Genomic DNA, 19,282 nt, shown 5'->3' on the forward strand with positions numbered 1-19,282 from the left:
GGGTATGTGAGGGAGGGAGACTTAGGGGTCCGGAGGCCCAGAGGTCCGGAGGCTCAGAGGGGTCCAAAGGCTCAGGGGCGCCCCGCCATCGGACCGGCCGGGCTCACCAGGCCAGTTGGGCGATCTCCTCCGCCACCACCGCGCAGGCGTCCGCCGCCGGGTCGATGAGCGGGAAGTGGCCGACCTCCTCCAGCAGCGTCAGGCCCACCACCTCGCCCGCCTTGGCCGCCGCCTCCGCGTAGGACTCGGCGACCGCCTGCGGGACGACCACGTCCGTGCGGCCCTGCACCAGGGTGGTCGCGATACCGGTCGGGAGCAGCAGCGCCGGGTCGGCATAGCGCTGACGGTCGGTGAACTTCTCCTCGCCGCCCAGGAGTTGGAGCGCCGCGTTGCCGCAGACGTCCAGCTTCTCGGCCATCGCGAAGTCCGCGATCGGGGCCAGCGCCACGACACCCCGCAGCGGCGCGGGGCCCGAGGTGCGCCACGCGGCGTCCGCCGGGAGGACGTGCCGTGCCGCCGCCCACAGCGCCAGGTGGCCGCCCGCCGAGTGCCCGGTGAGGACCGTGCGCCGCAGGTCGGCCCGCGGCACCGCCTCGCGGACCAGGGCCGGCAGGGCGTCCAGCGCCGCCGCCACGTCGTCGAAGGTGTCCGGCCAGCGGCCCGCCACCGGGGCCGTACCGCCCTGCGCGGGGAGCACGGCACCGCGCCGGTACTCGACGTTGGCCACCGCGAAGCCGCGCCGGGCCAGGTAGTCGGCGAACGGGGTGATGTGGCCGCGGTCGTACGGTGCGCGCCACGCGCCGCCGTGCAGGACCACGACCAGCGGGACCAGGGGCTCGTCGGTACGCGGGCCGTAGAAGTCGATCACCTGGTCGGGGTGGTCGCCGTAGGCGGCCGTGACGTCGGGCGCGACATGCGGGTGCGAGAAGGCCGACTCCTCCTCGGCGGCGTCCCGGGCTGCTGCGTCGTCGTCCGGCATGCTCCAACCTCTCAGCGACGTAATGGTTTTGGCGGACCAGGTGGGGAAATCGGCCGTTGGCCGGGACGGTATCAGCCCGGTGACGTGCGGGGACACGTGGATGTCACGCACGGTGAGGATTGCTCGGTTCTGTACCGTCCCGGCCGTTGCCCGGGGATCACTATGTCGCCATGTCGCTAGGCGAGAGCCGTTCCCGTCACCTCTCCCAGCACCCGCGCCGCCCGCTCCACGTCCGCGAAACCGACGTACAGCGGGGTGAAGCCGAAGCGGAGCACGTCCGGGTGCCGGAAGTCCCCGACCACGCCCCGCTCGATCAGCCGTTTCATGACGTCCCCGGCGTCGGAGCAGCGCAGCGCGATCTGGCTGCCGCGCTCCTCGTGGGCCACCGGGGTCACGCACTCCACGCGGCCCGCCGGCACGTACGCCTCGACGCACTCCAGGAAGAAGTCCGTCAGGGCGAGCGACTTCGCGCGTACGGCCGTCACCGGCACCCCCTCCCACACCTCCAGCGCCGCCTCCAGGGCGAGCATGGAGAGGATGTCCGGGGTGCCGACGCGGCCGCGCACCGCACCCGGGGCCGCCGCGTACACCGGCCGCATCCCGAAGGGCTCGGCGTGCGAGTTCCAGCCGGGCAGCGGGGAGTCGAAGCGGTCCTGGAGGTCGCGGCGGACGTACAGGTACGCCGGTGAACCGGGGCCGCCGTTCAGGTACTTGTAGGTGCAGCCGACCGCCAGGTCGACCCCGTGCTCGTCGAGGCCCACCGGCAGGGCGCCCGCGCTGTGGCACAGGTCCCAGACGGAGACGGCCCCGGCCGCGCGGACCGCGGCGGTGAGGGACGGCAGGTCGTGGAGGCGACCCGTGCGGTAGTCGACGTGGTTGAGGAGTACGGCGGCGGTACGGTCGCCGAGCGCGGCCGGGACCTCGGCGGGGGTGAGCGGACGCAGCGTGCAGCCCGTCAGCCGGGCCGCCGACTCGGCGATGTAGCCGTCCGTGGGGAAGGTGGTCGCGTCGACGAGGATCTCGTCGCGGCCCTCCCCCGCGAGCCGTACCGCGCCCACAAGTGCCTTGAAGACGTTGACACTTGTCGAGTCGCCGACCACGATCTGGCCGGCCGCCGCGCCGACCAGCGGGGCGATCCGGTCGCCGATCCGCTCCGGCGCCGTCCACCAGCCGCTCTCGTCCCAGGACCGGATCCGCAGCTCGCCCCACTGCCGCCGGACGACGTCCTCGACCCGGCCGGGGACGTGTGCGGGCAGGGCGCCGAGCGAGTTGCCGTCGAGATAGACGACCTCGTCGAGGACGAAACGGTCCCGGACGGCGGCCAGTTCGTCGGCCGCGTCCTGCTTCTCCGCCCTCAGGACCAGCTCAGACATGGGACCTCGCCGTCCACAGCTCCGGGAACACGTTCTTGCGGGCGCGCTTCTCCAGCCAGGCGACCCCGGCCGAGCCGCCGGTGCCGGGCTTGGCGCCCATGGCACGGCGGGTGGCGACCAGGTGGTCGTTGCGCCAGCGCCAGACGAGCTCGGCGACGTCGGTCAGCGCCTCGCCGAGGCGGGCGAGTTCGGCGTCGGCGCCGGCGTCGCCTTCGGTGGAGTAGACGGCGGTCCAGGCGGCCTCGACGGCATCGGAAGGTGTATAGGGCAGTGATATGTCACGTTCCACCGTCACCGCGTCCGGGATCGGATGCCCCCGCCGCCCCAGCAGCCGCACCACCTCGTCGTACAGGCTCGGCTCGTGCAGCGCCTTCTCCAGTTCCGCGTGGACGCGGGGCGCGCCGCGGTGCGGGACGAGCATGGACGCGGACTTCTCGCCGAGCAGGAACTCCATCCGCCGGTACATCGCCGACTGGAAGCCGGAGCCCTCGCCGAGGGCGGAGCGGTAGGAGTTGAACTGGGCGGGGGTGAGTTGGCCGAGCGGCTTCCAGGAGGCGTTCAGCGCCTCCAGCTCACGGGTGGAACGCCTCAGCGCGGCGATCGCGGTGGGGATGTCGTCGCCGCGCAGCGCCGCCGCGGCCGTCTCCCACTCGTGGACGATGACGGTGAACCACAGCTCCATCACCTGGGTGGTGACCAGGAAGACCATCTCTCCGGGATCGTCGGAGAGGGTGTGCTGGAGGTGGGTGAGCACGTCCGCCCGGACGTAGTCCTCGTAGGGCGTCGTGCCGGCGAAGTCGAGATGCGGGGTCTCGGGCTCGTTCGTTTCGAGAGCCTCTTGGGACATCGCTGTCTCCTGTAGTACTCCGGGTAGCGGTCCGCCCCTGCCGATGCCGACACGGGGGCCCCGGTCCCCACCGGCATCTTCCGCAACGTAACCCGGATCCGGCAAGGCCCGCCCGCGGGAGGCGCCCGTCCGGAGGCCCCTGCCCGGAGGCCCCTTGTCCCGCGGCCCCCGCCCTGCGGCTTCGCTCAGCCGCGGACCGTCCGCCCCCGGTACAGCCGCCCGGGCACCCCCTCGAACTCCAGGTCGAGGCCGAGCCCGTCGCGTTCCGCGTGCAGGTGCAGATGGGGCTCGGTGCTGTTGCCGCTGTTGCCGACCTCGCCGAGGACCTGCCCCGCCCGGACGGTGTCCCCCTCGGCCACCGTCACCGAGCCGGGACGCAGATGGGCGAGGATCACGGTCTCCCGGCCGGTGTCCAGGAACACGTGGTTGCCGTACGGCGGCTGGTAGCGGATCTCCCCCGGGCGCTGGTCCGCGACGCCGTCGGCCGCGGAGACCACCGTGCCCTCGCAGGGGGAGCGGACCGGCCGCCCGTACGCCGCGTACGCGCTCGGCTCGTGCCCGGGCCGGGTACGGGTGCCGTACGGCCCGAGCGCGACCAGGTCGAGGGCGGCGCGCTGCTCCGGCACCCGGGCGTGGTGGTTCACCGCCGGACCGCCGCCCTGTACGACGTACCAGGCGCCCTCCAGCGGGAACCGCAGCGGCCGGGAGAGCGGGGCCCGGCGGCGGTGCAGCCGGGCGGCGGCGACCAGCCACCCGGCCGCCGCGAGGAGGACGAACCCGACGGCGAGACCGAACAGACCGTCTCCGGCCGGCAGCCCCGGCAGCCGCCACGCCGAGGCGACGGCGGCGAGGGCGCCCGCCTCGACCGCGCGGCGCAGCGGACGGGGCTGCATCGCCGGTGCGCCGCAGCCCTCGACGACCACGTAGAACGCGGCGAGGGTCGCCAGGTCGGCAGTCCAGGCGGTGCGGTCGGCGGCCGTCCAGAGGATCAGGACGTTCCAGGCGGCGACCAGGACGAGGCAGACCGTCCAGGCGAGGTGGGCGGGGAGCCGGCGCCCGGGCGGGGTGTAGGGGGCGCCCTCGATGCGCAGCCCGGTGAGTTCGCCGTCGGGGGCCACCTGGGCCCAGGCCCGCACCCGGCCCGTGCTGCCGGACACGATCAGCCCGTCCGGGCCGTCCGTCACGGTGCCGAACCCGCCGATCCGGGCGGCCGTGGCGTGCACGATCCGCTCCAGCGTCGCCATCCCGACCGCCTCCGTCACCCGCGGGGCGAGCCGCGGCCACTGCTCCGGGTCGGCGGTCAGGAACCGGGCCAGGACGCGGGCCTCCGGCGGCTGCCCGCCGGGCATCGGATCACGCACGGGTGCTCCCCCCTGCCGTCGCGTACGGGTCGGCGGTCTGCGCTCAGGAAGACGGCGGGGCGCGGGGCGCGGTTGCCGGCGGTGGCAGACTGGCGCCATGACGACGCACAAGAACCTGCTGGGTGGCCCGGAACCGACGTATCTGCCCGCGAACGAAGAGGCGTACCGCCTGCTGGACGAGGAGTCGCTGGCTCCCGCCGAGGTCGCGGCGAAGTTCCCGACCTTCTCCCTGGCCTGGGCGCTGCTCGCCGAGGAGGCGTTCGGGCGCGGCGCGGTCGTCGAGTCGTACGCGTACGCGCGCACGGGCTACCACCGTGGGCTGGACGCCCTGCGCCGGGCCGGCTGGAAGGGACACGGGCCGGTGCCGTGGGAGCACCGGGCCAACCAGGGCTTCCTGCGGTGTCTCGCTGCGCTCGGGCGGGCCGCCGGGGAGATCGGTGAGAAGGACGAGTACGAGCGGTGCTGGCAGTTCCTGCGGGACAGCAGCGCCGAGGCCTACGAGGAGCTGAAGGGGTAGGGGCCGGGGGGGACGCTTACCGGCGCTTGCAGGGTGCCTCCCCCAGCCTTCGGCCGGGGGGACCCCCAGCGCCCACCCGTGCCGCCCTGCGGCACGCCTGCCCGCAGCTGAGTCGTGCCCCGTAAGGGGCGCGGGGAACTGCGCGATCAGCCCCCACCGGGCTGCAGGCCGGTGCCACAGCGTCGGCACGGCGCCGGACCATCGCCGAGATCGGCGTGATCGGCGGCTGATGGGCGCGCCGTGGGCCGCATGGGGAACCGGGCCGGTCCCGGGCAGTCGTCGACAGGGCACGGCTTGTGGGTCGCGAAGGCCCACTCGCGGGGTCGTCCGGTGACCGGGTGTCCCGGGGCGCCCGGGCCGGTCATGCCGAGCACCTCAGGCAGGCGCGGACTTCGCGGCCGCTGCGCGTCTGGTGGACCTCGGTCGACTGGGCGAGGTACTGGACGATGCCGGTGCCGCGGCCGTGTTCGTCGGGAGCCGTGTCGCGGTGACGGCGCTCCACCGTCGTGCCGGAGTCGGTGACCACGATGTGCAGCGTGCCGTGGTCGAGGGCGAGGGACAGGGTCATGCGCTCACGGCCGTACTGGGCGGCGTTGGCGGCCAGTTCGTCGACGATGAGAACGGCGGAGTCCCGTTCGTTCGCGGGCACGCTCCAGGTCTCCAGCAGATCGGCCGCGAAGTGACGGGCGGCGGAGACGTGCGCCTCCTGCGCGGGCAGGGTGAGCAGCGCCTGGTGGCGGCAGGGCTGGCCGGGCAGTGAACTCGGGCGGGGCGAATCGGTCACGAACATGGTCTTCTGGCTCTTCCGTGGAGGTGCGGAGACCGGAACGGGGAGGGACCGCCGAGCAACGTCGAGGCGGTCGGTGTACCGGTCCTGCATGGGTGCGCTCATCCGGTTCCACGGACCACACCCACCCGACGGTTCGAGACATTCGCACCTTTTGCCGGAATTCTCGCGAGTCGCGTCACGGCGGGCACGCCGGTGCGTCAAGTCGGTTGCGGAAAAGGCCGGTCGGGGGGAGCCGTCGGCGTCTCACGACCGGATGGTGACCAGCTTCCGGCCGTCGCCCGCGAGGATCTCGAAGTGCTCGATGTCCCTCGGGGACATGGCGACCGCCCCTTGGACCATGGTGCCGGGAGGGTATTCGCCCGCCCGCCAGGTGGCACCGTCCGACCTGGCACCGCCGGGCCCGACGGCCTGCAGCCGGCAGGTGATTCCGGCGGGCGCCCCCTTGGCGTGGACCTGCAGGACACTGCCCCAGGCGGAGGGGTAGACCTGCACCGAGGCGGAGACGCCGGTGACGGGATCGCTTCCGGAGAACGTGCGCGAGGCGGTCGGCGCGGTCGCCCCGGGCGGCGTCGCCTCGCTGGTCACGGAGCCGACAGCCGCCAGCCAGGTGCCGCCGACCGCCGCCGCGACGAACGTCAGGGAGGCGGCGGCTCCGGCCAGTTGCAGACGCCGGCTCCTGCGCCGCCGGGCCGCGGCCCGCTGCAGCAGGCTCTCCAGCACACCCGCCTGCGGTGTCGACACCACAGGTCGTGCGGGCGGCGGGATCGGCGCACTCTCGGCCGCCTGGGCCACCAGCCGGTCGGCCAGGTCGGTGCCGGCCGCCGGCATCGCTCCGCCCGCGGCTTCGGCCTCGGCCGCGGTCACCGTCGCCAGCAGCGCGGGCAGCCCCGCCAGCCGGACGTGCTCGGCCCGGCACGCGTCGCACTCCGCGAGGTGGACGCGCACCTGTTCACTCTCCGCCGCGGGCAGGGTGCCCAGGACGTATCCACCCAGCGCCAGCCGGAGGGTGTCGTGCTCCGCACTCACGGTCGCCACCTCCCGCACACCACGGTCACGGCTCGATCCCCCGCTCCTGGAGCGCCAGCCGCAGGGCGTGCAGCGCGTAGTACGTCCGCGACTTCACGGTGCCCAGCGGAATGCCCAGCACCTGCGCGGCCTCCGCCATGGTCCGCCCGCGGTAGTAGGTCTCCAGCAGCACCGCGCGGTGATCCGGGGACAGCGCCCGCAGGGCGTCCGCGACCGCCCAGCTCTGCAGTGCCTGCTCGATCTCGTCCTCGCCCGGCGTCTGCTCGGCGGCTCGCTCCAGCGCCTCGCCGCCGGCTTCGGCCGGCCTGGCCCGCCGGGCCCGGTGGGCGTCGATGACCAGATGCCGGGCGACCGTGCACAGCCATGCCCGGGCGGGGCCGCGTGCGGGCTCGAACGCGGCAGGGTGCTGCCACGCCCGCAGCAGCGTCTCCTGCACCACGTCCTCCGCCCATTGCCGGTCTCCTGACGTCAGTCGCAGCACGTAGTGGAACAGGGGCCCTGCGTGCTCCGCGTACAGGGTGCGCAGCAGCTCCTCGTCCGCGGTCGAAAGCGTTCCTCTACCCGGGACACGGCTCGCGGAGCGATCCGGATCAACCCTTTGGTCACGCTTTCGGAAACTCCGGGGCATAAGTCGATCATCGCCCATATGCAGAAATCTCACAAAACCGTATATATGCCGAACCGTATGCCCCTCGCGGTCCGTGGAGCCGGACAGGAACCGACTTACGCGCAGTTCCTCATCGCCCCCCCGACACCGCAAAGGACGGTGCAGACGTGACCGGGACACCCCATCCGAACTTCCACACACCGGGCCGACGATCACGCGCCGCGGCCGGGCTGGCCGTCGCCGCCCTCGCCACCGCCGGCACGCTGGGACTCCTCAGCTCCTGCGGCCCGCCGCCGCACTCCGCGTCCGCCGGAGCCTCCCACCCCGCCGCATCGCCCATGTCCGGCATGAGCATGCCCGCGAGTCCCCCGAAGACGGGCACGAGTACGAGCGCAGGCAAGCCGGTGACCGGGACCGCCGTAGCGATCCAGAACTTCGCGTTCTCGCCGGCCACGCTGAAGGTGCCGGTGGGTACGACGGTGACCTGGACCAACCAGGACACCGACGCCCACACCGTCACCAGCGCCGGATCGGGCGGCCCGCTGCACTCCGCCGCCCTGGCCACCCACGCCACCTACAGCCACACCTTCACCGAGCCCGGCACCTACGCCTACCTCTGCACCATCCATCCGTTCATGACCGCGACCGTCGAGGTGACCCGATGAACGACTACGACGGCTGCCACGACAGTCACGACAGTCACCGGGAACACGGCATGACGCGTCGCCAACTCATGCGGCACGCCGGGTGGTTCGGCGGCGCGGTGGTGCTGACCGTGGCCGGTGGAGAGGTGATCAGCCACATCGCCGGCTCCCGGGACGGCACCGCCGAGGCCGCCACCGGTACGGCCGGTGCCGTCGGTGCCGCCGCGGCGGACAGCGGCGTGCTGCGGTTCGTGCAGGTCTCCGACAGCCACATCGGGTTCCAGGGCCCGGCGAACACGGACGTGGCCGGTTCCTTCACCGAAGCGGTCGACCAGGTCAACTCGCTCGGATTCAGGCCCGACTTCGTCATGCACAGCGGCGACCTGACCCACCTGTCCACGGCCGGGCAGTTCGACCAGGTCAAGCAGATGATGTCGGGACTGAGGACGGACCGTGTCTTCACCGTGCCGGGCGAGCACGACTCCATCAACGATGCGGGCCGCGCCTACCGGCGGGCCTTCGGCGCGGGCACGCTCGGCGACGGCTGGTACAGCTTCGACACCCACGGCGTGCACTTCGTCGCCCTGGTCAACACCCTGAGCCTGGAGAAGCTCGGCCACCTCGGCGACAACCAGATCGACTTCGTCCGCAAGGACCTGGCCGGGCTGTCCTCGGACACCCCGGTCGTGGTCTTCAGCCACATCCCGCTCTTCGCCATGTACCCGAAGTGGGGCTGGAGCACCGACGACGCCCTCAAGGTCATCGCCCTGCTGCGCCGCTTCTCCTCCGTGACCTGCCTCAACGGGCACGTCCACCAGCTGTTCACCAAGACCGAGGGCAACATCACCTTCCACTCCGCCACCACCACCGCCTACCCCCTGCCCAAGCCGGGCCGGGCCCCCGCCCCCACCCCGCAGGTCGTCCCCGCCCGGCAGCTCAAGGACGCACTCGGCATCCGCAGCGTCGGCTACCGCCAGGGCGACCGCGAACTGGCCGTCAAGGATCAGAGGCTGGCATGAACAGCCGAGGACTCCCCACCACCGCCCTGCGCCGGGCGACTGCCGCAACCCTCGCCGTCGGCGGGTACGTCCACGCCCAGCTCTACGTCGACGGGTACCGCTTCATCCACGTCATCGGTCCCCTGTTCCTCCTCCAGGCCAGTGCCTCCCTCGCACTCGCCGCCCTGCTGATGACGGGGACGCCGCCCCTGCTGCTGAGGGCCGGCGCGGCGGGCGTCGCGCTCGGCGCCCTCGGCGGCTTCACGGCCTCGCGCACGGTGGGCGTGTTCGGGTTCACCGAGCGCGGTCTGCAGCCCGCGCCGCAGGCCGTCCTCGGCCTCCTCGCCGAGAGCGGCACGCTGCTGTTCCTCGCGGCCTGGCAGACGGCCGTGGTCCTGGCCGCACGGCAGGAGGGGGCTCCCCCGCGCCCGGAACCACGCCCGGGAAGCGCCTGGCCGAGCCCGCACCTGCGCGACCTGAGGGACACCGTGCGCGTCCTGCTCGGCCTGCACGACGACACCGCCGTCGTGATCCGCCAGCTCGGACGTGACGGCCCCGGCCCCGGCCGCCCACCGCTGGAGACCGTCGTCGAGGTGCTGTCCATGGACGGCGGCGAGACTCACCGCTGGACACTCCACCGCCCCGCCGACCAGATCACCGAGCACGACCTGCGGACCGCTCTGCTCCGCCGGCGGCAGTAGCCTCCGCTCCCCCGCGCGGGCCACAGCAGGCTAAGGCCGGCCCTCCGCCTCGATCGGCGGCGACGTCACGTTCCCGTGGGTACGGCACTCCGGGCGTACGCAGCCCGGGGCCGGCCTGCGGACCAGGGCGAAGGCCAGCGCCGCGCCGACCACCAGGACACCGGCGCAGATGGGCATGGCCCGGTCGAACGCCGCGTTGAAGGCGGCCGCCGACCGGTACGCCTCCGGCCCCATCCCCGCGAGCAGCGGCAGCGCCGCCACCGCGATCAGGCTGGCGGCGCGGGCCGCCGCGTTGTTGATGCCGCTGGCGATGCCCGCCCGGCTCGTGTCCACGGAGGCGAGGACGGAGGCGGTCAGCGGGGCCACCAGGATGACCATGCCGGCGCCCTGGACGAGGACCGCCGGGAGGACGTCGGTCAGGTAGTTCGCGTGTTCGCCGACGCGCAGCATCAGGAGCATCGCGGTGGCGCACAGCAGCGGGCCCACCGTGAGGGGGATGCGGGGGCCGATCTTGTCGGCCAGGGCGCCCGAGCGGGCGGAGAAGAGCAGCATCAGGGCGGTGGTGGGGAGCAGGGCCGTGCCCGCCGCCAGCGCCGAGTAGCCCGCCACCACCTGGAGTTGGAGCGCGGTGAGGAAGAAGTAGCCGCCGAACGCGCCGTACACGCACAGGGTGACGATGTTCAGTGCCGTGAACTGGCGGGAGCCGAAGATGTCCAGCGGGAGCATCGGGTCCTGGCGGCGCTTCTCGACGTACACGAAGGCCACGCCGGCCGCGACGCCCGCGATGGCGAGCAGGGAGGCGGTCCCCGCCTCGATCAGGGCGTAGGTGACCAGGCCGAGGGCCAGGGCGCCGAGCACCGCGCCGAGGACGTCGAAACGGCCGTGGGTGCGGCCGTCGGCGGACTCGGGGACGTGGCGCAGGGCGATGGGGACGCAGAGCAGGGCCAGCGGGACGTTGAGAAGGAACACCCAGCGCCAGCCGGGGCCGTCCACCAGCCAGCCGCCGAGGAAGGGTCCCACGGCCGCGCCGATGCCGCCGAAGCCGGACCAGAGGCCGACCGCGCGGGCCCGGTCGTCGGGGTGGAAGGAGGCCTGGATGAGGGCCAGGGAGCCGGGGGTGAGAAGGGCGCCGCCGATGCCCTGGAGGGCGCGGGCGGCGATCAGGATCGCGTCCGTCGGGGCCAGGCCGCACATCAGGGACGCGGCCGCGAACCAGACGACCCCGATCACGAAGATCTTCCGGCGGCCGTACTGGTCGCCGAGCGAACCGCCGAGCAGGATCAGGCCGGCCAGCGTCAGCATGTACGCGTTGATCGTCCACTGGAGCGCGGACAGGCTCGCGTCCAGGTCGTCGCCGATGCGGGGCAGGGCGACGTTGACGACCGTCGAGTCCAGCAGCGCCATGCTGGAGCCGAGGACGGTGGTGATCAGGATCCACTTGCCCTGGGCTGAGGCGATCCGGACATCGGGCATGGTTCCAGGTATACAGCGGACCCGGCGCCGTAGACAGACGAACGCCGGGTCCTGACCGTAATGCGGCTTACTTGATCTTGTTGCCCGCGGAGCGCAGGTTCTGCGTGGCCTCGACGACGCGCGCGGCCATGCCCGCCTCGGCGAGCTTGCCCCAGGTGCGCGGGTCGTACGTCTTCTTGGAGCCGACCTCGCCGTCGACCTTCAGGACACCGTCGTAGTTCCTGAACATGTGGTCGGCGACCGGACGGGTGAAGGCGTACTGGGTGTCCGTGTCGAGGTTCATCTTCACGACGCCGTTCTCCAGCGCGGTGCGGATCTCCTGCTCGGTGGAGCCGGAGCCGCCGTGGAAGACGAAGTCGAACGGCGACTGCTTGCCGAACTTGGCGGCCACGCCGTCGCTCAGCTCCTTGAGCAGGTCGGGGCGGAGCACGACGTTGCCCGGCTTGTACACGCCGTGCACGTTGCCGAAGGAGGCGGCGAGCAGGTAGCGGCCCTTCTCACCGAGCCCGAGCGCCTCCGCCGTACGAATGGCGTCGTCGACCGTCGTGTACAGGGAGTCGTTGATCTCGTGGGAGACGCCGTCCTCCTCGCCGCCGGTCGGGGTGATCTCGACCTCGAGGATGATGTTGGCGCGGCGGGCCTGCTCCAGGAGCTCCTGCGCGATGGCGAGGTTGTCGGCGAGGGTCTCGGCGGAGCCGTCCCACATGTGCGACTGGAAGAGCGGGTTGCGGCCGTTCTTCACGCGCTCCTCGGAGATCGCGAGCAGCGGACGGACGTACCCGTCGAGCTTGTCCTTCGGGCAGTGGTCCGTGTGCAGGGCGACGTTGACCGGGTACTTCTCGGCGACGATGTGCGCGAACTCGGCGAGCGCGACCGAGCCGGTGACCATCTCCTTCTTGTACTGGCCGCCCAGGAACTCGGCACCACCCGTGGAGATCTGGACGATGCCGTCGCTCTCCGCCTCCGCGAAGCCGCGCAGCGCCGCGTGCAGGGTCTGGGTCGAGGTGACGTTGATGGCCGGGTAGGCGAACTTGCCTGCCTTCGCCCGGTCGAGCATCTCGTTGTAGACCTCGGGGGTTGCGATGGGCATCTGTCCGCTCCTTGAGTGTGCGGGTCGGCGTACTGCTGTTTTTCTTACGGCCCTGACCTAGACCTTGGGGGCGACGTCATCGTCGTCCCCATCTTTCCAGACATGAACCGATGCTCCGGGCGCCGGTCAAATCCGGGTCAATCCCACTCGTCAACCGGGGTGTCAGTCCAGACCCAGTTCATCCTTCGAGAAGGCGAACAGGTACGGCACCCCGGCGCCCTCCTGGATCTTCTCGGCGGCGCCGGTGGCGCGGTCCACGATGGTGGCGACGGCGACGACCTCGGCGCCGGCCTCGCGCACGGCCTCCACGGCGGTGAGCGGGGAACCGCCGGTGGTGGAGGTGTCCTCGACGACCAGGACACGGCGGCCCCTGATCTCCGGACCCTCCACCCGGCGCTGCATGCCGTGCGCCTTCGCCGCCTTGCGCACGACGAAGGCGTCGAGGTGCCGGCCGCGCGCGGCGGCCGCGTGCAGCATGGCGCCGGCGACCGGGTCGGCGCCCATCGTCAGCCCGCCGACGGCGTCGAACTCCAGCTCCCCCGTCAGGTCCAGCAGCACCTGCCCGACCAGCGGGGCGGCCGTGCCGTCGAGGGTGACGCGGCGGAGGTCGATGTAGTAGTCGGCCTCCAGCCCCGACGACAGGGTCACCCTGCCGTGCACCACGGCCTTGTCCTTGATCTGTTGCAGCAGCTCAGCGCGTACGTCCGTCATGCCGACCAGCTTAGAGGCGCGTCCACGTCCAGGTGGTCGCGGCTTCCAGCGGCTCCAGTGGCGTGACCAGCCGGGGCAGCGTGTTCAGCCCGTTGGGCGGTCCGGTCTGCGGCTCCACGCAGACGGCCTCCGCCTGCTCGTCGTAGACCACGACCCACTGCTCGCGGCTGGCGACCTTCAGCTCCAGCTGTCCGGGCCAGGTGAGGGTGACGTCGACTCCGTCGGGCATGCCGAAGCAGTCGTCCCAGGGGCCGGGCTTCGGGTCGATGCGGTTGCCGGTGGGCAGGTGGTCGTCGCCGCGCTCCTCCTGCCAGGCGGGGGTGAACTCCACCTGGACGTCCTGGGCGTCCTGGCCGCCGAGGTTCCGGTTGAACCAGGGGTGCCAGCCGATCTGCGCCGGGAAGGAGTCGTCGTACGTCTCCACGGACATCGTCAGCGTCAGCGAGTCCTCGGCGAGCTGGACGACGTGGGCGACGCGGGCGGGGTGCGGCCAGGGGGCGCCGAGGTCGCGGGTGATGACGGCCTCGGTCGCCGACAGCCGCGCGGTGCGCCAGGCGCCGTCGCGGGCGGTGCCGTGGATGGCGTGCGGCGGGGAGTTGAGGGGCATCTGGACGACGTTGGCGCCGTCGAGGAAGCGGCCGTCCCGGATGCGGCCGCACCACGGCACCATCGGGAAGCAGCCGAAGCGGTCGCCCTGGCGGAGGAGTTCGAGGGAGCCGACCTCGAGTCCGGCGATCCGGCCGCCGTTGCCGGGGTGCAGGTGGAGGGTGACGTCGCCTGCGGTCAGCGTGATGTCTTCGTTACTCACGGGATGAGAGTAGTGGGGGGGAGCCCTGGTGATTCGGGTGCGGGTGGGTGGGGGTTGCTCGCGCAGTTCCCCGCGCCCCTTACGGGGCGCTTCGCCCGCCGCCTCTCTCAAGCCGCGGGCAGTCGTGCCGCTGGGGCGGCACGGGTGGGCGCGGGCGGCACCCTGCAAGCGCCGGTAAGCGTCCCCACCCCCCGGCCCCAGCCCACCCGCACGTTCAGCGTCGGCGCCGCAGCGCCCTCGTCACCACGATCGCCGACGCGAGTGCCAGTGCCGCCGCCGGTGCGGCCCATCGCAGCGCCGAGCTCCCGACCACCGTCTGCGGCGCCGGGACCGGCGCGTACCGCCCCCTCGGCGGTGCGTGGTCGACCTCCTCCGCACTGCGGCCGATCATCGTCCGGCGCGCGTGCGCCGCCTCCGCGAAGATCTCGGGAAGCGGCTCCACCACCGGCTCCTCGACCGGTTCCTCCACCGACGCCTCCACCGGTTCCGGCCCGGGTGCCAGGGACGGCGGCGGGACCTCCGTCTCGAAGACCGAGGCCGGTTCGTCCGCGGGCGCCTCGCCCAGCCCCTCCGCGAAGCGGCTCAGCAACCGCGCCGCCGCGGCCCGGACCGCCGCCGCCGGCAGCTCCGCGACCCGCCCGTCGGCGGAGGCCGTGCCGGTCACCGTGACCTCGCAGCCCTCGCCCCGGTCCGCGAGGCGCACCGTGAGCGCCAGCTTCACCGTGCCGGTGCCGCGAGCCTCGGTGGCGTCGCCGTCGAGCGCGTAGGAGCCGTCGTCGTGGGTGCTGACGCGCAGGGAGCCCCGGTAGGTGATCGAGTGGCTGCCGATCCGGACCTTGAGCCTGCCGGTGCCGGGGGCGGCGCCCGCGTCCTGCTGGAGGCCGGGGACGGCCCGGGCGACCCGCGCGGGGTCGGCCAGCGCCGCCCTGAGCCGCGAAGCCGGGGCCGGGACGTACACCTGGTGCTCCATGGCGAATGAGCCTACCCACGAGTCGGTCCGGCACACCCTCCCCGACGCACGGCACGCTGCGGGCCTCGTTGACGGGCCGGGCCCGCTCAGTACCGCGGATGCACCAGCGTCGACGGCGGCGGCCAGGCGGCCGGGGTCTTCAGCGCGTCCCGCTCCAGTGCCCCCTCCGTGAGCGTCCGCAGCCGCGGACCGTCGGCCGGGAGCCGTAACCGCGGCCCCACCGGCCCCACCGGCCCCGCCGTCGCCAGGACGAAGCCCCAGTCGTGCGGGGCCCTGGACTCGCCCGCCGAGCGGTCGGGGCCCGGGGTGAAGCCGGCGTCGTGGCCGAGGACCCGGTAGGGGGTGGTGGCGAGGCCCGCGGCCCGCATGGTCGCGGCGACCGTCCAGAAGGCGCGGGGGCGGGCCTGGACCGGGCCGGCGTGCACGACCAGGCGGCCGCCGGGCGCGAGGGCGCGGCGGGCGAGGCCGTAGAACTCCTGGGAGTACAGCTTGGTGCTGGCGGTGATGCCGGGGTCGGGCAGGTCGGCGATGACGACGTCGTAACCGGAGCGGGGTGCTTCGCGCAGCCAGTGGAAGGCGTCGGCGGTGAACACGTGGACGCCCGGGTCGTCGTAGGCGTGGCCGTTGAGCGCGGCGAGGGCGGGGTCGTGGCGGGCGAGGCGGACCAGGCCCGCGTCGAGTTCGACGATGTCGACGCGGTCGACGCCGCGGTGGCGCAGCACCTCGCGCGTGGCCATGCCGTCGCCGCCGCCGAGGATCAGGACGCGCGCGTGCGGGCCGGTCATCGCGGGGTGGACGAGGGCTTCGTGGTACCGGCGTTCGTCGTGGCCGCCGACCCGCAGCCGGCCGTCCAGGAAGAGGTCGAGGGGGCGGCCGTGGGTGCCGCCGGTGAGGACGATCTCCTGGACGTCCGTCTGAAGGGCGACCCGGACGTCGGCGCCGTAGACGGCGTGCCGTGCGGCCCGTTCGAAGTCGCCCACGAGGACGGCGGCGGAGGCGAGGAGGCCGAGGACGGTGACGCCCGCGACGAGCAGGGTCCAGCGGGCCCGGCGGGACAGGTCGCGGCGGAACAGGCCGAGGACCAGGGCGCCCCCGGCGACGACGTTGACGGTGCCGGTGAGCAGGGTGCCCGTCAGCTGGCCGAGGAAGGGCAGCAGCAGGAACGGGAAGGCCAGGCCGCCGACGAGGGCGCCGACGTAGTCCGCCGCGAACAGGTCGGCCACGGCGCCGCCCGCGTCCTGGCGGCGGATGCGCTGGATGAGCTCCATCAGCAGGGGCACCTCGGCGCCGATGAGGAGGCCGATGGCGAGGGAGAAGGCGACCAGGAGGCAGCGCGGGCCGGCGGACCACAGGCCGCCCCAGCCGCCGGTCCAGGCGAAGACGGCGTACAGGGCCATGGCACTGCAGCCGCCGACCAGCGCCAGCGCGGCCTCCACGGCGGCGAATCCGGCCGCCGCGTGCCAGCGCAGCCGTTTCGCGGCGAGTGAGCCGACGCCCATCGCGAAGACCATCACGGACAGCACGACGGAGGCCTGGGTGACCGAGTCGCCGATCAGGTAGGAGGCGAGAGCGACCAGTTCGAGTTCGTACACCAGTCCGCAGGCCGCGCAGACGAACACACACGCCAGGACCAGGAAGCGGCCCGTCCCCGGCCGCACGGGCAGCGGCGCGGGGGCACCCCAGGGCGCCGGTGTGCCGGGCGGGGCGGGTGCGTGCGGATCGATCACTCTGCGACGTTACGTCACTCGCTCGGTACGCTTCGTCACCCACACGTGTGGAACTCCGGGGCCTTTGACGCACTATTGGTTTATGTCATCCGGCCACGGGTTGGGGCACCGGAACCCGTACGCCGACCCGGGTCCGGGTCGCCACCAGCTGGCCGTCCTGCGGGTACGCGTGCCAGGTGCGCCAGTGCACCTGACCCTCGTGGCGCTGGGCGAGCATCGCCGTGAAGGCGTGCGGGCTGCCCGGAAAGACCCCGGCGAGACCGTGCGGATGCTCCGAGACGAGGGCCAGCAGTTCCTGGGCGCGGCCCGCGAAGGAGCCCGGCGACAGCACCTCGACGCGGGCCGCGAACTCGTACTCCCAGTCGCCGATGCGCTTGGCGACCCCGAGCGGCAGGGGGGTGCTGGACCCCGGGATGCACGCCACCGTCTCCGAACAGCCGCCGCACTCCTCCTCCAGGAGCACCTGGTGGGACGCGCCGAGCAGTCTCAACTGCAGCTTCGCCCCCGTCAGTTCCAGGTCGAGGGTGGCCAGGGCGGGCAGCGGCTCGCGTCCCAGGGCCCAGGCGAGGTCGGCCGCGCGCGTATCGGTGTAGGAGGTGTTCAGGGTCGTGAGCATGGATCGGCTCCGCTAACACGCAAAAGACGGGGAGTGTGGTTCGGCGCACCTCGGTCGACACCGGGAGATCGGCCCGGCCGGCCCAGCCGGGGGAGGGTGTCGTCAGGACGTCCGAGGCGCTGCTTTGGTGATTTAGAGGGAATCATGCACTGTGGTGCTGCCACAGCGTTTTTACCCAACTTCGTGGGATTTCCATCCCTCAGAGGGCTCCACAGCTCAACTGTTCAACCATGATGTGCGCCCCACTGCTTCCGGCGCACGCCGGAGCGCCCGGCGAGAGCTCCCCTGCTCTCCGCCCGGACGCCCCGGTCTCCGGCCGCCCGCGGGGCGGCTCAGTTGCCCCCTCCGCAGCCGCCCCCGCCGCACGACGAGCCGCCTCCGCAGGAGGAGTGGCCGCCGCCGCACGAGTGACCGCCGCCGTGATGACCGCCGTGCGAGGACGACGACCCCGAGTCCCCGGCCCACCAGCTGCCGGAGCTGTCGTACGACGAGGAGGACGAGGAGGACCCTCCCCTGCGGTACGCCCCCTTGCGTCGGCCGCCCCTGCGGACCGCCGACGCGACGACCGCGAAGCAGATGACCGCGGCCACCACCACGATGAAGACGGTGCCCATGGCGTCACCTTCTTTCCGTTCCCCCGAGGGCGACCCCCCGTGGGCGCCCCGGCCGCCGCGAGAACGCGGCGTGGCCTGGGGATGCCCGCCCGGCGCGGCGGCCAAAGCTGAGTTGAGGAACTCCAGAGCTTGGGCGCAGGATGGCCGGCATGACCTCCAGCGAACGCCCCCTCCTCAACCGCCGGCTCGCCGAGTTCGGGACCACGATCTTCGCCGAGATGTCCGCCCTCGCCCTCCGCACGGGCTCCATCAACCTGGGGCAGGGCTTCCCGGACACCGACGGTCCCGAGGAGGTCAGGGAGGCCGCCGTGCGCGCGCTGCGCGAGGGGCGCGGCAACCAGTACCCGCCGGGGCCGGGCGTCCCCGAGCTGCGCATCGCGATCGCGGCACACCAGCAGCGCCGGTACGGGCTGTCGTACGACCCGGACGCCGAGGTCCTGGTCACGGCGGGCGCCACCGAGGCCATCGCGGCCGCCCTGCTCGGCCTCCTCGAACCCGGTGACGAGGTGGTCGCCCTGGAGCCGTACTACGACTCCTACGCGGCCAGCATCGCGATGGCCGGCGGCACCAGGGTCCCGGTGACCCTGCGTCCCGACGCCGACGCCGGCGCCTTCCGCCTCGACCTCGACGAGCTGCGGGCGGCGGTCACCCCGCGCACCCGCCTCCTCCTGGTCAACACCCCGCACAACCCGACCGGCACGGTCCTCACCCGGGCGGAGCTGACCGCGGTCGCGGAACTGGCGGTGGAGCGGGACCTGCTGGTCGTGACCGACGAGGTGTACGAGCACCTGGTGTTCGACGGTGCCGAGCACATCCCCCTCGCCACCCTCCCCGGCATGCGCGAGCGCACGGTCACCATCGGCTCGGCCGGCAAGACCTTCTCCTTCACCGGCTGGAAGGTCGGCTGGGTGACGTCGACGCCCGCCCTCGTCTCCGCCGTGCGCTCGGCCAAGCAGTTCCTGACGTATGTCTCGGCCGGCCCCTTCCAGTACGCGGTCGCGGAGGCCCTCGCCCTCCCCGACGCCTACTTCGAGGCGTTCCGCCAGGACATGCAGACCAAGCGGGACATCCTCGCGGCGGGCCTGAAGGATGCGGGTTTCACGGTCTACGACACCGCCGGCACGTACTTCATCACCACCGACATCCGCCCGCTCGGCGAGAGCGACGGCTTCGCCTTCTGCCGTTCCCTGCCGGAGCGGGCGGGGGTCGTCGCCATCCCGAACGCGGTGTTCTACGACCACCGGGAGGCGGGGGCGCCGTTCGTGCGGTTCGCGTTCTGCAAGCGTGCGGAGGTCTTGAAGGAGGCGGCCTCCCGGCTCAAGTCGCTGGCCGCGTGACAGCCGCACGGTTCGACGCTGTTCCGTGGAACCACGCCCCCGCCGGAGGAGTCACGTGAGCCACGCACCAGCCTCCGGCCGGCCCGGCAGCGC

At 73.0% G+C, this 19,282-nt stretch carries 20 protein-coding genes; 5 read left to right on the forward strand and 15 right to left on the reverse strand.

What is annotated here, in order from left to right:
* Window positions 1-103: 103 nt before the first annotated feature.
* From ABZ887_RS11895 to ABZ887_RS11910, 4 genes are all read right to left on the reverse strand, one after another.
* Complete coding sequence (locus ABZ887_RS11895) at window positions 104-979, reverse strand: alpha/beta hydrolase (RefSeq protein ID WP_361286493.1); 876 nt, start codon at window positions 977-979, stop codon at window positions 104-106.
* A 176-nt stretch (window positions 980-1,155) separates the two neighbouring features.
* Window positions 1,156-2,352: a kynureninase gene (gene kynU / locus ABZ887_RS11900; protein ID WP_361286496.1), complete on the reverse strand. Its 1,197-nt coding sequence runs from the start codon at window positions 2,350-2,352 to the stop codon at window positions 1,156-1,158.
* Complete coding sequence (locus tag ABZ887_RS11905) at window positions 2,345-3,199, reverse strand: tryptophan 2,3-dioxygenase family protein (protein WP_361286499.1); 855 nt, start codon at window positions 3,197-3,199, stop codon at window positions 2,345-2,347. Before ABZ887_RS11905 ends, kynU begins: the two co-directional genes overlap by 8 nt.
* Window positions 3,200-3,384: 185 nt before the next feature.
* Window positions 3,385-4,560: a M23 family metallopeptidase gene (locus tag ABZ887_RS11910; protein ID WP_361286502.1), complete on the reverse strand. Its 1,176-nt coding sequence runs from the start codon at window positions 4,558-4,560 to the stop codon at window positions 3,385-3,387.
* 97 nt (window positions 4,561-4,657) lie between these two features.
* On the opposite strand from ABZ887_RS11910, the gene ABZ887_RS11915 reads away from it, so the two are divergent.
* Entirely contained in the window at window positions 4,658-5,077 is a 420-nt protein-coding gene (locus tag ABZ887_RS11915; protein ID WP_361286505.1) for a DUF3151 domain-containing protein, read from the forward strand.
* A gap of 361 nt (window positions 5,078-5,438) precedes the next feature.
* On the opposite strand, the gene ABZ887_RS11920 is transcribed toward ABZ887_RS11915, so the two are convergent.
* From ABZ887_RS11920 to ABZ887_RS11930, 3 genes are all read right to left on the reverse strand, one after another.
* Window positions 5,439-5,867, reverse strand: coding sequence for an ATP-binding protein (locus ABZ887_RS11920; protein ID WP_361286508.1), 429 nt, complete (start codon window positions 5,865-5,867; stop codon window positions 5,439-5,441).
* Window positions 5,868-6,110: 243 nt separating this feature from the next.
* Window positions 6,111-6,893, reverse strand: coding sequence for a zf-HC2 domain-containing protein (locus tag ABZ887_RS11925; protein WP_361286511.1), 783 nt, complete (start codon window positions 6,891-6,893; stop codon window positions 6,111-6,113).
* Between the two features lie 25 nt (window positions 6,894-6,918).
* Entirely contained in the window at window positions 6,919-7,539 is a 621-nt protein-coding gene (locus tag ABZ887_RS11930) for a sigma-70 family RNA polymerase sigma factor (protein ID WP_361286514.1), read from the reverse strand.
* 128 nt (window positions 7,540-7,667) lie between these two features.
* Here ABZ887_RS11930 and ABZ887_RS11935 point away from each other — a divergent pair, with 128 nt between their 5' ends.
* Genes ABZ887_RS11935 through ABZ887_RS11945 form a run of 3 tightly spaced genes read left to right on the forward strand, consistent with a single transcriptional unit; the run spans window position 7,668 to window position 9,843 of the window.
* Window positions 7,668-8,165 carry a cupredoxin family copper-binding protein gene (locus tag ABZ887_RS11935; protein WP_361286517.1) on the forward strand — a complete coding sequence of 166 codons (498 nt, stop codon included), beginning with the start codon at window positions 7,668-7,670 and terminating at the stop codon, window positions 8,163-8,165.
* Window positions 8,162-9,163: a metallophosphoesterase gene (locus tag ABZ887_RS11940; protein ID WP_361286520.1), complete on the forward strand. Its 1,002-nt coding sequence runs from the start codon at window positions 8,162-8,164 to the stop codon at window positions 9,161-9,163. The genes ABZ887_RS11935 and ABZ887_RS11940 overlap by 4 nt, the downstream gene beginning before the upstream one ends.
* Window positions 9,160-9,843: a hypothetical protein gene (locus tag ABZ887_RS11945; RefSeq protein ID WP_361286523.1), complete on the forward strand. Its 684-nt coding sequence runs from the start codon at window positions 9,160-9,162 to the stop codon at window positions 9,841-9,843. Before ABZ887_RS11940 ends, ABZ887_RS11945 begins: the two co-directional genes overlap by 4 nt.
* Before the next feature lie 30 nt (window positions 9,844-9,873).
* On the opposite strand, the gene ABZ887_RS11950 is transcribed toward ABZ887_RS11945, so the two are convergent.
* The 8 genes from ABZ887_RS11950 to ABZ887_RS11985 all read right to left on the reverse strand — a co-directional run bounded on the left by ABZ887_RS11950 (window position 9,874) and on the right by ABZ887_RS11985 (window position 17,852).
* A complete protein-coding gene (locus ABZ887_RS11950) occupies window positions 9,874-11,316 on the reverse strand; it encodes an MFS transporter (protein WP_361286526.1) in 1,443 nt (480 codons plus the stop codon).
* Between the two features lie 67 nt (window positions 11,317-11,383).
* On the reverse strand, window positions 11,384-12,406 hold the full coding sequence (fbaA, locus tag ABZ887_RS11955; RefSeq protein ID WP_361286529.1) for a class II fructose-bisphosphate aldolase: 1,023 nt from the start codon (window positions 12,404-12,406) through the stop codon (window positions 11,384-11,386).
* 162 nt (window positions 12,407-12,568) lie between these two features.
* A complete protein-coding gene (pyrE, locus tag ABZ887_RS11960) occupies window positions 12,569-13,117 on the reverse strand; it encodes an orotate phosphoribosyltransferase (RefSeq protein WP_361286532.1) in 549 nt (182 codons plus the stop codon).
* A gap of 10 nt (window positions 13,118-13,127) precedes the next feature.
* Window positions 13,128-13,925, reverse strand: coding sequence for an aldose 1-epimerase (locus ABZ887_RS11965; protein WP_361286535.1), 798 nt, complete (start codon window positions 13,923-13,925; stop codon window positions 13,128-13,130).
* A 214-nt stretch (window positions 13,926-14,139) separates the two neighbouring features.
* Window positions 14,140-14,895, reverse strand: a complete 756-nt coding sequence (locus ABZ887_RS11970) for an SRPBCC family protein (RefSeq protein ID WP_361286538.1) — start codon at window positions 14,893-14,895, stop codon at window positions 14,140-14,142.
* Between the two features lie 86 nt (window positions 14,896-14,981).
* On the reverse strand, window positions 14,982-16,622 hold the full coding sequence (locus ABZ887_RS11975) for a polyamine aminopropyltransferase (protein ID WP_361286541.1): 1,641 nt from the start codon (window positions 16,620-16,622) through the stop codon (window positions 14,982-14,984).
* An 85-nt stretch (window positions 16,623-16,707) separates the two neighbouring features.
* Window positions 16,708-17,238 (reverse strand): DUF2617 family protein, encoded by a 531-nt coding sequence (locus ABZ887_RS11980; protein ID WP_361286544.1) that lies wholly within the window; start codon window positions 17,236-17,238, stop codon window positions 16,708-16,710.
* A gap of 332 nt (window positions 17,239-17,570) precedes the next feature.
* Complete coding sequence (locus ABZ887_RS11985; RefSeq protein ID WP_361286547.1) at window positions 17,571-17,852, reverse strand: hypothetical protein; 282 nt, start codon at window positions 17,850-17,852, stop codon at window positions 17,571-17,573.
* Window positions 17,853-17,992: 140 nt separating this feature from the next.
* Here ABZ887_RS11985 and ABZ887_RS11990 point away from each other — a divergent pair, with 140 nt between their 5' ends.
* Entirely contained in the window at window positions 17,993-19,189 is a 1,197-nt protein-coding gene (locus ABZ887_RS11990) for a pyridoxal phosphate-dependent aminotransferase (protein ID WP_361286550.1), read from the forward strand.
* Window positions 19,190-19,282: the final 93 nt, after the last annotated feature.

The sequence above is a fragment of the Streptomyces sp. NPDC047061 genome (genome assembly GCF_040643955.1).
Classification (GTDB): Bacteria; Actinomycetota; Actinomycetes; order Streptomycetales; family Streptomycetaceae; genus Streptomyces.

What these genes read in the sequence shown, in the direction of transcription:
- ABZ887_RS11895 (WP_361286493.1), bottom strand. Translation starts at nt 979, where the DNA reads ATGCCGGACGACGACGCAGCAGCCCGGGACGCCGCCGAGGAGGAGTCG.
- kynU (WP_361286496.1), bottom strand. Translation starts at nt 2,352, where the DNA reads ATGTCTGAGCTGGTCCTGAGGGCGGAGAAGCAGGACGCGGCCGACGAA.
- ABZ887_RS11905 (WP_361286499.1), bottom strand. Translation starts at nt 3,199, where the DNA reads ATGTCCCAAGAGGCTCTCGAAACGAACGAGCCCGAGACCCCGCATCTC.
- ABZ887_RS11915 (WP_361286505.1), top strand. Translation starts at nt 4,658, where the DNA reads ATGACGACGCACAAGAACCTGCTGGGTGGCCCGGAACCGACGTATCTG.
- ABZ887_RS11920 (WP_361286508.1), bottom strand. Translation starts at nt 5,867, where the DNA reads ATGTTCGTGACCGATTCGCCCCGCCCGAGTTCACTGCCCGGCCAGCCC.
- ABZ887_RS11930 (WP_361286514.1), bottom strand. Translation starts at nt 7,539, where the DNA reads ATGGGCGATGATCGACTTATGCCCCGGAGTTTCCGAAAGCGTGACCAA.
- ABZ887_RS11940 (WP_361286520.1), top strand. Translation starts at nt 8,162, where the DNA reads ATGAACGACTACGACGGCTGCCACGACAGTCACGACAGTCACCGGGAA.
- ABZ887_RS11945 (WP_361286523.1), top strand. Translation starts at nt 9,160, where the DNA reads ATGAACAGCCGAGGACTCCCCACCACCGCCCTGCGCCGGGCGACTGCC.
- ABZ887_RS11950 (WP_361286526.1), bottom strand. Translation starts at nt 11,316, where the DNA reads ATGCCCGATGTCCGGATCGCCTCAGCCCAGGGCAAGTGGATCCTGATC.
- fbaA (WP_361286529.1), bottom strand. Translation starts at nt 12,406, where the DNA reads ATGCCCATCGCAACCCCCGAGGTCTACAACGAGATGCTCGACCGGGCG.
- pyrE (WP_361286532.1), bottom strand. Translation starts at nt 13,117, where the DNA reads ATGACGGACGTACGCGCTGAGCTGCTGCAACAGATCAAGGACAAGGCC.
- ABZ887_RS11970 (WP_361286538.1), bottom strand. Translation starts at nt 14,895, where the DNA reads ATGGAGCACCAGGTGTACGTCCCGGCCCCGGCTTCGCGGCTCAGGGCG.
- ABZ887_RS11980 (WP_361286544.1), bottom strand. Translation starts at nt 17,238, where the DNA reads ATGCTCACGACCCTGAACACCTCCTACACCGATACGCGCGCGGCCGAC.
- ABZ887_RS11985 (WP_361286547.1), bottom strand. Translation starts at nt 17,852, where the DNA reads ATGGGCACCGTCTTCATCGTGGTGGTGGCCGCGGTCATCTGCTTCGCG.
- ABZ887_RS11990 (WP_361286550.1), top strand. Translation starts at nt 17,993, where the DNA reads ATGGCCGGCATGACCTCCAGCGAACGCCCCCTCCTCAACCGCCGGCTC.